General features: G+C 61.0%; 12 protein-coding genes. 11 read left to right on the forward strand and 1 reads right to left on the reverse strand.

Annotated features, from left to right (window positions below; genetic code table 11):
* Positions 1-113 precede the first annotated feature (113 nt).
* The 3 genes from eno to ispD all read left to right on the forward strand — a co-directional run bounded on the left by eno (position 114) and on the right by ispD (position 2,549).
* Positions 114-1,403: a phosphopyruvate hydratase gene (gene eno / locus ACRESH_RS06035; protein WP_431741108.1), complete on the forward strand. Its 1,290-nt coding sequence runs from the start codon at positions 114-116 to the stop codon at positions 1,401-1,403.
* A gap of 163 nt (positions 1,404-1,566) precedes the next feature.
* Positions 1,567-1,845: a cell division protein FtsB gene (gene ftsB / locus ACRESH_RS06040; RefSeq protein ID WP_038613966.1), complete on the forward strand. Its 279-nt coding sequence runs from the start codon at positions 1,567-1,569 to the stop codon at positions 1,843-1,845.
* The gene (gene ispD / locus ACRESH_RS06045) at positions 1,842-2,549 is read left to right on the forward strand and encodes a 2-C-methyl-D-erythritol 4-phosphate cytidylyltransferase (protein ID WP_431741109.1); all 708 of its coding nucleotides are present in this window, start codon (positions 1,842-1,844) and stop codon (positions 2,547-2,549) included. The genes ftsB and ispD overlap by 4 nt, the downstream gene beginning before the upstream one ends.
* 20 nt (positions 2,550-2,569) lie before the next feature.
* Here the strand turns inward: ispD and ACRESH_RS06050 are convergent, their stop codons facing one another.
* A complete protein-coding gene (locus ACRESH_RS06050; protein ID WP_431741110.1) occupies positions 2,570-3,466 on the reverse strand; it encodes a LysR substrate-binding domain-containing protein in 897 nt (298 codons plus the stop codon).
* A gap of 106 nt (positions 3,467-3,572) precedes the next feature.
* Here ACRESH_RS06050 and ACRESH_RS06055 point away from each other — a divergent pair, with 106 nt between their 5' ends.
* The 8 genes from ACRESH_RS06055 to rpoS all read left to right on the forward strand — a co-directional run bounded on the left by ACRESH_RS06055 (position 3,573) and on the right by rpoS (position 10,717).
* Positions 3,573-4,685: an S-(hydroxymethyl)glutathione dehydrogenase/class III alcohol dehydrogenase gene (locus tag ACRESH_RS06055; protein ID WP_431741111.1), complete on the forward strand. Its 1,113-nt coding sequence runs from the start codon at positions 3,573-3,575 to the stop codon at positions 4,683-4,685.
* 8 nt (positions 4,686-4,693) lie between these two features.
* Positions 4,694-5,542: an S-formylglutathione hydrolase gene (fghA, locus tag ACRESH_RS06060; protein WP_431741112.1), complete on the forward strand. Its 849-nt coding sequence runs from the start codon at positions 4,694-4,696 to the stop codon at positions 5,540-5,542.
* A gap of 76 nt (positions 5,543-5,618) precedes the next feature.
* On the forward strand, positions 5,619-6,092 hold the full coding sequence (gene ispF, locus ACRESH_RS06065; protein ID WP_431741113.1) for a 2-C-methyl-D-erythritol 2,4-cyclodiphosphate synthase: 474 nt from the start codon (positions 5,619-5,621) through the stop codon (positions 6,090-6,092).
* The gene (truD, locus tag ACRESH_RS06070; protein WP_431741114.1) at positions 6,089-7,147 is read left to right on the forward strand and encodes a tRNA pseudouridine(13) synthase TruD; all 1,059 of its coding nucleotides are present in this window, start codon (positions 6,089-6,091) and stop codon (positions 7,145-7,147) included. The genes ispF and truD overlap by 4 nt, the downstream gene beginning before the upstream one ends.
* Positions 7,135-7,884, forward strand: a complete 750-nt coding sequence (gene surE, locus ACRESH_RS06075) for a 5'/3'-nucleotidase SurE (protein WP_431741115.1) — start codon at positions 7,135-7,137, stop codon at positions 7,882-7,884. The genes truD and surE overlap by 13 nt, the downstream gene beginning before the upstream one ends.
* Positions 7,884-8,561 (forward strand): protein-L-isoaspartate(D-aspartate) O-methyltransferase, encoded by a 678-nt coding sequence (locus ACRESH_RS06080; RefSeq protein WP_431741116.1) that lies wholly within the window; start codon positions 7,884-7,886, stop codon positions 8,559-8,561. Before surE ends, ACRESH_RS06080 begins: the two co-directional genes overlap by 1 nt.
* 180 nt (positions 8,562-8,741) lie before the next feature.
* Complete coding sequence (locus ACRESH_RS06085) at positions 8,742-9,602, forward strand: peptidoglycan DD-metalloendopeptidase family protein (protein WP_431741117.1); 861 nt, start codon at positions 8,742-8,744, stop codon at positions 9,600-9,602.
* A gap of 107 nt (positions 9,603-9,709) precedes the next feature.
* The gene (gene rpoS, locus ACRESH_RS06090; RefSeq protein WP_431741118.1) at positions 9,710-10,717 is read left to right on the forward strand and encodes an RNA polymerase sigma factor RpoS; all 1,008 of its coding nucleotides are present in this window, start codon (positions 9,710-9,712) and stop codon (positions 10,715-10,717) included.
* Positions 10,718-10,888: the final 171 nt, after the last annotated feature.

Genomic DNA, 10,888 nt, shown 5'->3' on the forward strand with positions numbered 1-10,888 from the left:
CCCACGGGTCAGGGGCGCGCCATCGTCAGGCCTGCCCGTTTTCAACAGCCAGGCGAACGGCAAAGATTTTTCTCAGCTGCGTTGTTTTCGTCAATTCTGGAGTGCTTACAACAATGGCAAAAATCGTCGACATCAAAGGTCGTGAAGTTCTCGATTCGCGTGGTAACCCCACCGTAGAAGCGGACGTACTGCTCGACAACGGCATCATCGGTAGCGCTTGCGCGCCGTCCGGTGCTTCCACTGGCTCGCGCGAAGCGCTGGAGCTGCGTGATGGCGACAAAAGCCGTTACATGGGCAAGGGCGTGCTGAAGGCTGTCGCCAACATCAACGGCCCGATCCGCGACCTGCTGCTGGGCAAAGACCCGCTTGACCAGAAAGCCCTCGATCGCGCCATGATCGACCTGGACGGTACCGAGAACAAGGCCAAGCTGGGCGCCAACGCCATCCTCGCGGTGTCCCTGGCCGCGGCCAAAGCGGCTGCCCAGGACCAGGACCTGCCGCTGTACGCGCACATCGCCAACCTCAACGGCACCCCAGGCCAGTACTCGATGCCGGTTCCGATGATGAACATCATCAACGGTGGCGAGCACGCTGATAACAACGTCGACATCCAGGAGTTCATGGTTCAGCCGGTTGGCGCCAAGACCTTCTCCGACGCGCTGCGCATGGGCACCGAAATTTTCCATCACCTCAAAGCTGTGCTCAAGGCCCGTGGCCTGAACACCGCAGTCGGTGACGAAGGTGGTTTCGCACCTAACCTGGCCTCCAACGAAGACGCGCTGTCGGCCATCGCCGAAGCTGTCGCCAATGCCGGTTACAAGCTGGGCACCGATGTGACCCTGGCCCTGGACTGCGCCGCCAGCGAGTTCTTCGAAGACGGCAAGTACAACCTGTCTGGTGAAGGCAAGTCGTTCGACGCTGCCGGTTTTGCCGATTACCTCAAAGGCCTGACCGAGCGCTTCCCGATCATCTCGATCGAAGATGGCCTGGACGAGTCCGACTGGGCTGGCTGGAAGATCCTCACCGACAAGATCGGCGACAAGGTGCAACTGGTAGGTGACGACCTGTTCGTGACCAACACCAAGATCCTCAAGGAAGGCATCGACAAGAGCATCGCCAACTCGATCCTGATCAAGTTCAACCAGATCGGCTCGCTGACCGAAACCCTGGAGGCCATCCAGATGGCCAAGGCTGCCGGTTACACCGCGGTGATCTCGCACCGTTCGGGCGAAACCGAAGACTCGACCATTGCTGACTTGGCCGTGGGTACCGCTGCCGGCCAGATCAAGACCGGTTCGCTGTGCCGTTCCGACCGCGTTTCCAAGTACAACCAGCTGCTGCGTATCGAAGAGCAACTGGGCAGCAAGGCTGTGTACCGTGGTCGTGCCGAGTTTCGCGGCTAAGCAAGAGATGGTAAAAAGACAGCAGCCAAGGTTCGCTGAACAGCCATACTGACTGTTCAGCAACTTGATGCAGCAGGTCTGTGTACACAAAGCCTGGCTTCGGCCAGGCTTCGTGCCATCAGTGCCCTGCAGAGGTGGCGGTCTTTTTCCACTGGATACCCTGATGCGCAGTCCCTATTGGTTGTTCCTCGTCCTGCTCCTGCTGCTTGGTGGCCTGCAGTATCGTCTGTGGGTGGGCAATGGCAGCCTGGCCCATGTCACCGAACTCAAGCAACAGATTGCCGACCAGCACGCCGAAAACGAGCGCCTGCTGGAACGTAACCGTGTGCTTGACGCTGAAGTGCTGGAGTTGAAGAAAGGTATGGAAACCGTCGAAGAACGGGCTCGCCATGAACTGGGTATGGTCAAGGAGGGTGAAACCCTCTACCAGCTTGCCCAATGAACCAGACCTTGCCGGCCTTCTGGGCCGTGATTCCCGCCGCGGGCGTTGGTGCCCGCATGGCTGCCGACCGCCCCAAGCAGTACTTGCAGTTGGGCGGGCAGACCATTCTCGAGCATAGCCTCGACTGTTTTCTCGACCATCCCTGTGTCAAAGGGGTGGTAGTCAGCGTTGCCGCTGACGATCCTTACTGGCCCGGCTTGCGCTGCGCCAGCGACCCGCGTATCCAGCGGGCTGCTGGTGGCCAGGAACGCGCTGACTCAGTGCTTAACGCCTTGTTGCTGTTGCATGCCCAAGGCGCGGCTGACAGCGATTGGGTGTTGGTACACGATGCCGCGCGACCGAACCTGGCACGTAGCGACCTTGATCGGTTGCTGTTCGAGCTCGCCGATGATCCGGTCGGAGGGCTGTTGGCAGTGCCGGCACGCGATACCCTCAAGCGCGCTGATGCCAAGGGGCGGGTCAGCGCCACCATCGATCGCAGTACCGTCTGGCAGGCTTATACCCCGCAGATGTTTCGTCTGGGCACCTTGCATCGAGCCCTGGCCGATAGCCTGGTGGCGGATGTGGCAATCACCGATGAGTCCTCGGCGATCGAGTGGGCCGGGCAGTCACCGCGCTTGATCGAAGGACGCAGTGACAATATCAAGGTGACCCGGCCGGAAGACCTGGAGTGGCTGCGTCAGCGTTGGGCCAAGCGCGGATAAAGGCCTATCGCGATGCTCTTCTAGGTCCCTTGGTATTCAGGCAACCCCGCCAACCCCTCGCGTAAATAATCCACCAGCTTGCGCACTTTCGGCGATAAATGCCGTTGCTGCGGATACAACGCCCACACCGCGGTGTTAGGTGGCTGCTGAGCCTCAAGCAGCGACACCAGCGCCCCGCTCTTCAGGTGCTCAAGCACGTAGTAATCCGGCAACTGACACAACCCCATCCCCTGCAACGCCGCATCCAGCACCGCCTGGCCACTGTTGCAACGCCAGTTGCCTTGTACCCGCAGGCCTTGCTCGCGACCGTCCTGCTGCAGTGTCCAGATATCCGAGCTGCCGATCAGGCAATTGTGCCGGGCCAGTTCCGACAGGCTATGCGGCCGGCCATAACGTTCCAGATAAGCCGGTGAGGCGCACAGATACATGCGTCGCGGCGCCAGGCGAGTCGCGACCAGGCGCGAATCCTGAAGGCGGCCCAGGCGAATAGCCAGGTCCATGCCTTCGTGCAGCAGGTCCAGGGTGCGATTGCTCAGTTCGATGTCGACCCGCAGCTGCGGGTACAGCGCCATGAAACGCGTCACCAGCGGCACGATGAAGCGCTCGCCATAGGCCACCGCACAGGTCATGCGCAGCAAGCCTTTGGGTTCGCTGGTGAGATCGCCCATGGCACGTAAGGCTTCCTCGCGGCCATCCTGCAGGCGCTGGCAATGCTGCAGAAAGGTCTGCCCGGCTTCGCTCAAGGTCACTTTGCGCGTGCTGCGGTAGAGCAGGCGGGTTTGCAGGCGGTCCTCCAGACGGGCGACCTGGCGGCTGATGTGTGAAGAGGAAACCCCCAGACGCTCGGCTGCGGCGGTGAATTGGCCCGACTCGGCCACCGCGACAAATTCGTCAATGCCTTCCCAACGGCTGCTCATTGATTGTCCCTGTACAGCAATAATGTTTTGTCTTTGATCCGATTATTAATCAAATGACGATGAATTACACTTTGAGCCTGAACTGTCCCCTTGCTGGAGAAGATTGATGATCAAGTCCCGTGCCGCCGTTGCCTTCGAAGCCAAGAAACCGCTGGAGATCGTCGAAGTCGACGTGGCCATGCCCAAGGCTGGCGAAGTGCTGCTGCGCGTGGTCGCCAGCGGTGTCTGTCACACCGATGCCTACACCCTGTCCGGTGCTGACCCTGAAGGTATCTTCCCGTCGATTCTTGGTCACGAAGGTGGAGCCATCGTCGAGGCGGTGGGCGAGGGCGTCACCTCGGTCGCCGTGGGCGATCATGTGATCCCGCTGTATACCCCCGAGTGCGGCCAGTGCAAATTCTGTCGTTCCGGCAAGACCAACCTGTGCCAGGCCATTCGCGCCACCCAAGGCAAGGGGCTGATGCCTGATGGCACTACGCGCTTCTCCTACAAGGGTCAGCAACTGTTCCACTACATGGGTACTTCGACGTTCTCCGAGTACACCGTGCTGCCGGAAATCTCCGTGGCCAAGATCCAGAAAGAAGCCCCGCTGGAAAAGGTCTGCCTGCTCGGCTGTGGCGTGACCACCGGTATCGGCGCTGTGCTTAACACCGCCAAGGTCCAACCGGGTGACACCGTGGCCATCTTCGGTCTCGGTGGCATCGGCCTGTCGGCGATCATTGGTGCGGTCAAGGCCAAGGCTTCGCGGATCATTGCCGTGGACATCAACCCGGGCAAATTCGAAATCGCCAAGCAACTGGGCGCTACCGATTGCGTCAATCCGAAGGACTACGACCGTCCGATCCAGGAAGTCATCGTTGACCTCACCGACGGCGGCGTGGACTTCTCCTTCGAATGCGTGGGCAACGTACAGCTGATGCGCGCCGCGCTAGAGTGCTGCCACAAGGGCTGGGGCGAGTCGGTAATCATTGGTGTCGCCGGCGCCGGCCAGGAAATCTCCACCCGTCCGTTCCAGCTGGTTACCGGCCGGGTCTGGCGCGGTTCGGCGTTCGGTGGCGTGCGTGGCCGCAGCGAGCTGCCAAGCTACGTGGAGATGGCGGAAAAAGGCGAGATCCCGCTGGATACCTTCATCACCCATACCATGGGCCTGGAAGACATCAACAAGGCGTTCGATCTGATGCATGAAGGCAAGAGCATTCGCAGCGTCATCCATTTCTGAAGTTTGCCATGAACCTGGAAAACATTTCCTTCCAGAAGAGCTTCGGTGGCTGGCACAAGCGCTACCGGCACCGCTCCGAGGTGCTCGGATGTGACATGGTGTTTGCCGTCTACCTGCCGCCGCAAACGGAGCAGGGCGGCAAACTGCCGGTGCTGTACTGGCTTAGCGGCCTGACCTGCACCGACGAGAACTTCATGCACAAGGCTGGCGCGCACAAGCTTGCCGCCGAGCTTGGGCTGATCATCGTCGCACCCGACACCAGTCCACGCGGCCCTCAGGTGCCGGGCGACCCGGACGGCGCCTGGGACTTTGGCCTGGGGGCTGGCTTTTACCTCAATGCCAGTGAACAACCTTGGGCCCAGCACTACCGCATGCATGACTATGTGGTGCAGGAGTTGCCAAAGCTGGTCGAAGCGCATTTTCCCGCGTCAGATCGTCGCGGTATCAGTGGGCACTCCATGGGTGGCCATGGTGCGCTGGTCTGTGCGCTGCGCAATCCCGGGCGTTATCAGTCGGTGTCGGCGTTCGCCCCGATCAGCAATCCGATGGATTGCCCCTGGGGTCAGAAGGCGTTCTCCCGCTACCTGGGTGAAGACCGGGCACGCTGGCGCGAATGGGACGCCAGTGTACTGATTGCCGAGGCCCAGGAGCGCCTGCCGTTGCTGGTGGACCAGGGCGATCGCGACGATTTTCTCGAGAGCCAGCTCAAGCCCCAGGCATTGCTCCAGGCCGCGAAGGCGGCCGGTCATCCGCTTGAGCTGCGCCTGCAGCCAGGTTATGACCACAGCTACTACTTCATTGCCAGCTTTATCGATGAGCACTTGCGCCACCACGCTGTGGCCCTGGATTTGTTGTAGGCACTGTCTTACAAATCAGCCTAATGCCCGGCAAAGCGGGTAGAATCACGCCCTGACTCAATCAGGGCGTTTTTTTATGCGTATTGGCCACGGCTACGATGTGCACCGCTTCGCGGAAGGCGATTTCATCACCTTGGGTGGGGTGCGCATTGCGCACACGTTCGGGTTGCTGGCCCATTCCGATGGCGATGTCCTGCTGCACGCCCTGAGCGATGCCCTGCTCGGCGCCGCGGCGCTCGGCGATATCGGCAAGCACTTCCCTGACACCGACCCGCAGTTCAAGGGGGCTGACAGCCGTGTGCTGCTGCGTCATGTGGTCAATATCGTTCAGGCCAAAGGCTGGAAAGTCGGCAATATCGACGCCACCATCGTCGCCCAGGCGCCGAAGATGGCCCCGCATATCGATAGCATGCGCCAGTTGATCGCCGCAGACCTGCAGGTCGAGCTTGACCAGGTCAATGTCAAGGCCACCACCACCGAGAAGCTTGGCTTCACTGGTCGCGAAGAAGGCATTGCCGTCCACGCCGTCGCCTTGTTGCTGCCAGCATGACCGAACTGGAACTGCTCGGCCCGCGCGCATCGGGCCCGGCGCTGGGTAGCGCGATTCTCAAGGCGACCGCCGAAGACTTTCAGGTCGATGAAGTCCTCGACATCCCCTTGTCCGGCACTGGCGAGCACCTGTGGTTGTGGGTCGAAAAGCGCGACCTCAACACCGAAGAGGCGGCCCGCCGTCTGGCCCGGGCCGCTGGCGTGCCGCTGCGCAACATCAGCTATGCTGGCCTCAAGGATCGTCAAGCCCTGACCCGTCAATGGTTCAGTCTGCACCTGCCGGGCAAGGCCGATCCGGACCTGAGCGCGGCGGAAAATGAAACCCTGAGCATCCTCAAGCAGACCCGGCACTCGCGCAAGCTGCAGCGCGGCGCACATTCGGCCAATGGTTTCACCTTGCGCCTGACTGGCCTGAGTGCGGATCGCCCGGCATTGGACGCGCGCCTGGCGCAGCTGAGTAGCCAGGGCGTTCCCAATTACTTTGGCGCCCAGCGCTTCGGCCATGCCGGTGGCAATGTTCACGATGCCCGCGACTGGGCCGGACGCCAGGCGCTGCCGGAACAGCGCAATGTGCGCTCACGACTGCTCTCCAGTGCGCGCAGCTATCTGTTCAACCAGGTGCTGGCGCAACGTGTAGCCGACGGCAGTTGGCAGCGGGCCCAGGTCGGTGACCTATTGGCTTTTACCGATAGCCGTAGCTTTTTTCCGGCCGGCGAAGCGGAGTGTTCCGATCCGCGCCTGGCCATTCTTGACCTGCATCCCACGGGTCCGTTGTGGGGCGAGGGGCTGTCGGCAGCCAGCGGCGCAACTGGCGAGCTCGAGCAGCGCATCGGTGAGCAACACGCGTCTTTGTGCCAATGGTTGGCACGCGCGGGCATGAGTCACGAACGCCGCATCCTGCGACTGCCCATTGGCGGCCTGACGTGGCATTATCCCGAGCCTGATATTGTGCAACTGGAATTCGTCCTTCCGGCCGGATGCTTTGCCACCGTCGTGGTGCGCGAGCTTGTTGATCTGGTGGCGGCAGGGCAGACGGACAGCCCATGCGTATTCTGATTTCGAACGACGACGGCGTTACCGCACCCGGACTCGCTGCGCTGCATGCTGCGCTGGCGGACTATGCCGACTGTGTGGTGATTGCCCCGGATCAAGACAAGAGCGGCGCCAGCAGTTCGCTGACGCTCGACCGCCCCCTGTGCCCGCAGACCCTGGCCAACGGTTTTATCAGCCTCAATGGCACGCCGACCGATTGCGTGCATCTGGGGCTCAATGGCCTGTTGGAACAGACGCCGGACATGGTGGTGTCGGGGATCAACCTGGGCGCCAACCTCGGTGATGACGTGCTGTATTCCGGCACGGTGGCCGCAGCCCTCGAGGGGCGTTTCCTGGGGGGGACATCCTTCGCCTTCTCGTTGCTCTCGCGCCTGCCGGACAACCTGCCGACCGCCGCTTATTTCGCGCGCAAGCTGGTTGAGGCGCACAAGACGCTGGAATTACCGCCGCGAACGGTGCTCAATGTAAATATCCCCAACTTGCCGCTCGAGCATATCCGCGGTATCCAGTTGACGCGTCTGGGGCATCGCGCCCGTGCCGCAGCACCCACCAAGGTGGTCAACCCGAGGGGTAAGGAAGGTTACTGGATTGCGGTGGCCGGTGATGCCGAGGATGGCGGCCCGGGCACGGATTTTCATGCGGTGATGCAGGGCTATGTCTCGATCACCCCGTTGCAACTCGACCGCACTTTCAATGACGCTTTCGAGCGGCTGGATGGTTGGCTGGAGGGGCTGCTCTGATGCGTGAACAGGAGGATCTGATGCGCAATGGTATCGGTTTTACCTCGCAGCGAACCCGTGAGCGGCTGATTCAGCGGTTGATCGAAGAAGGCGTGTCCAACCCCAAGGTGCTCGACGTGCTGCGGCGTACGCCGCGTCACCTGTTTGTCGACGAGGCGTTGGCGCACCGTGCCTATGAAGACACGGCGCTGCCGATCGGCAATAACCAGACGATTTCCCAGCCGTTCATGGTCGCGCACATGAGTGAGCTGCTGCTCGAGGCAGGTCCTCTGGACAAGGTACTGGAGATCGGTACCGGCTCGGGCTATCAGACCGCTATCCTCGCGCAACTGGTCGAGCGGGTGTTTTCCGTAGAGCGCATCAAGGTGCTCCAGGACCGGGCCAAGGAGCGTCTGGCCGAGCTCAACCTGCGCAACGTGGTGTTCCGCTGGGGCGATGGTTGTGAAGGCTGGCCGGCGCTGGCGCCTTACAACGGCATCATTGTCACGGCCGTGGCCGCGCAAGTCCCTCAGGCCTTGCTCGATCAACTGGCCCCGGGTGGGCGCATGGTCATTCCAGTGGGGCCGACAGGGGACACCCAGCACCTGATGCTGATCGTGCGTGAAGAGCATGGGTTTTCGCAGCAGGTGCTGGGCGCCGTGCGTTTTGTCCCCTTGCTGGCCGGCCCGCTGGCCTGATCAGGACTTTTTTTCAGCGCGGGCGAATTCCTCCGGCATTGCCCTGTCTATCTGGCGGGCTACCCTATTCTGTCAGGGTTCACATTTTGCCAATGCCCGGCGTCCGCAAGGCGTATGTGCTCGGTTATAATTGAAACATTATTGCATTTTCACAGCAGTCACCATGAGAGGGAGCGGCGGGTGGGTCACACAATCATTCAGCAGCGCAGGGGATTTTCGAGCTTCAAGCTTCTGGTGATTGCACTTGCCGTGGGTTCGCTGCTCTCGGGCTGCTCCAGTACATCCTCCAGCAGCGCGCGCGTGGTCGACCGCAATGCACCGGTAGCCAAGCGTCCTGCCACTACCAGCGGCCAGTACCTGGTGCGCCCCGGCGACACCCTGTTCTCCATCGCCTTTCGTTATGGCTGGGACTACAAGGCCCTGGCTGCCCGCAATGGTATCGCCGCGCCTTACACCATTCGCCCCGGCCAGGCGATCCGTTTCGATGGGCGCACCGGGGGGGCTGCCGGCGGCGCCACTACTGTGGTAACCCGCTCGTCATCGCCCTCGAGCAAGACCACCATCACCACACGCCCGGCAGGTACTCCAGCCAAGCCTGTGACCACAACGCCAGCACCTATGGTGGCCACTACCACCGCGCCGGCCCAGGTGCCTGCAGCAGAGCACGCAGTGGGCGGCTGGGCATGGCCGGCCGCGGGTGTATTGATTGGGAAATTTGCTTCAAACGGCAGTTTGAATAAAGGCATTGATATCGCCGGTGATTTGGGACAGCCTGTTTTTGCTGCGTCTGATGGTTCAGTGGTCTATGCCGGGAGTGGCTTGCGGGGCTACGGCGAGTTGGTCATCATCAAGCACAGCGACACCTACGTCAGTGCCTACGGCCACAACCGCAGGCTTTTGGTTCGGGAGGGACAGCAGGTCAAGGTTGGGCAGACAATTGCCGAAATGGGTTCCACGGGCACAGACCGGGTGAAGCTGCATTTTGAGATTCGCCGCCAGGGCAAACCTGTTGATCCGCTGCAATTCCTGCCGCGTCGTTGATTGCTAGTACCCGGCCTGTTCCTCGCGTAGAGGGGACGGGCTCCAGCGCTGCCAAGGATATCGGCGTCGCTCGAGTCTGAGTTCGAACTCAGCAAAGGACTATAACAATGGCTCTCAGTAAAGAAGTGCCGGAGTTTGACATCGACGATGAAGTGCTCCTGATGGAGACGGGCATCGTTTTGGAAACGGATGTGGTGTCAGACGAACCTGCTGTACCTTCGGTTCGGACCAGGGCCAAACAAGGCTCTACGCTCAAGCAGCACAAGTACATCGATTATACTCGGGCGCTTGATGCAACCCAGTTGTACCTCAATGAAATCGGCTTTTCGCCTTTGCTCTCGCCAGAGGAAGAGGTTCATTTTGCGCGCCTGTCGCAAAGTGGCGATCCGGCCGGGCGCAAGCGCATGATCGAAAGCAACCTGCGTCTGGTGGTGAAAATCGCCCGGCGTTATGTGAATCGTGGGCTTTCGCTGCTGGACTTGATCGAAGAGGGCAACCTGGGGTTGATTCGTGCGGTCGAGAAGTTCGACCCTGAACGTGGTTTCCGTTTCTCCACCTACGCCACCTGGTGGATCCGGCAAACCATCGAACGGGCGATCATGAACCAGACCCGTACCATCCGCTTGCCCATTCATGTGGTCAAGGAGCTGAACGTCTACCTGCGCGCGGCGCGCGAACTGACCCAGAAGCTCGATCACGAACCCTCCCCGGAAGAGATCGCCAGCCTCCTGGAGAAACCGGTCGGTGAGGTCAAACGCATGCTCGGGCTCAACGAGCGTGTGTCGTCGGTGGATGTGTCCCTGGGGCCGGACTCCGACAAGACCCTGCTTGATACCTTGACTGACGATCGTCCTACCGACCCTTGTGAGCTGCTCCAGGATGATGATCTGTCCCAGAGCATCGACCAATGGCTGAGCGAGCTGACTGACAAGCAGCGCGAGGTGGTGATACGCCGTTTCGGCCTGCGCGGGCACGAAAGCAGTACCCTGGAGGATGTGGGACTGGAGATAGGCCTGACCCGTGAGCGGGTTCGTCAGATCCAGGTCGAGGGGCTCAAGCGCCTGCGTGAGATCCTCGAGAAAAACGGCCTGTCCAGTGAATCGCTGTTCCAGTAAGCACCGCTTGCCGCAAAGAACGCCTCGACATGATCGGGGCGTTTTTGTTGTGCGCCCAGCATGGGCGCAATCTTGCGGGTGAAAGTCCCGCCGTGAGCTGACCACAGCGAACGAAGTGAAGCGCAACTGCATGAGGGCGACCAAGTGTGGGGAGGAAGCGTGAATCGAAAC

Origin of the sequence: Pseudomonas sp., from assembly GCF_050739775.1 — a bacterium.
Lineage (GTDB): Bacteria > Pseudomonadota > Gammaproteobacteria > Pseudomonadales > Pseudomonadaceae > Aquipseudomonas.

Coding starts and splice junctions, on each gene's coding strand:
- eno (WP_431741108.1), top strand. CDS start 114: ATGGCAAAAATCGTCGACATCAAAGGTCGTGAAGTTCTCGATTCGCGT.
- ftsB (WP_038613966.1), top strand. CDS start 1,567: ATGCGCAGTCCCTATTGGTTGTTCCTCGTCCTGCTCCTGCTGCTTGGT.
- ispD (WP_431741109.1), top strand. CDS start 1,842: ATGAACCAGACCTTGCCGGCCTTCTGGGCCGTGATTCCCGCCGCGGGC.
- ACRESH_RS06050 (WP_431741110.1), bottom strand. CDS start 3,466: ATGAGCAGCCGTTGGGAAGGCATTGACGAATTTGTCGCGGTGGCCGAG.
- ACRESH_RS06055 (WP_431741111.1), top strand. CDS start 3,573: ATGATCAAGTCCCGTGCCGCCGTTGCCTTCGAAGCCAAGAAACCGCTG.
- fghA (WP_431741112.1), top strand. CDS start 4,694: ATGAACCTGGAAAACATTTCCTTCCAGAAGAGCTTCGGTGGCTGGCAC.
- ispF (WP_431741113.1), top strand. CDS start 5,619: ATGCGTATTGGCCACGGCTACGATGTGCACCGCTTCGCGGAAGGCGAT.
- truD (WP_431741114.1), top strand. CDS start 6,089: ATGACCGAACTGGAACTGCTCGGCCCGCGCGCATCGGGCCCGGCGCTG.
- surE (WP_431741115.1), top strand. CDS start 7,135: ATGCGTATTCTGATTTCGAACGACGACGGCGTTACCGCACCCGGACTC.
- ACRESH_RS06080 (WP_431741116.1), top strand. CDS start 7,884: ATGCGTGAACAGGAGGATCTGATGCGCAATGGTATCGGTTTTACCTCG.
- rpoS (WP_431741118.1), top strand. CDS start 9,710: ATGGCTCTCAGTAAAGAAGTGCCGGAGTTTGACATCGACGATGAAGTG.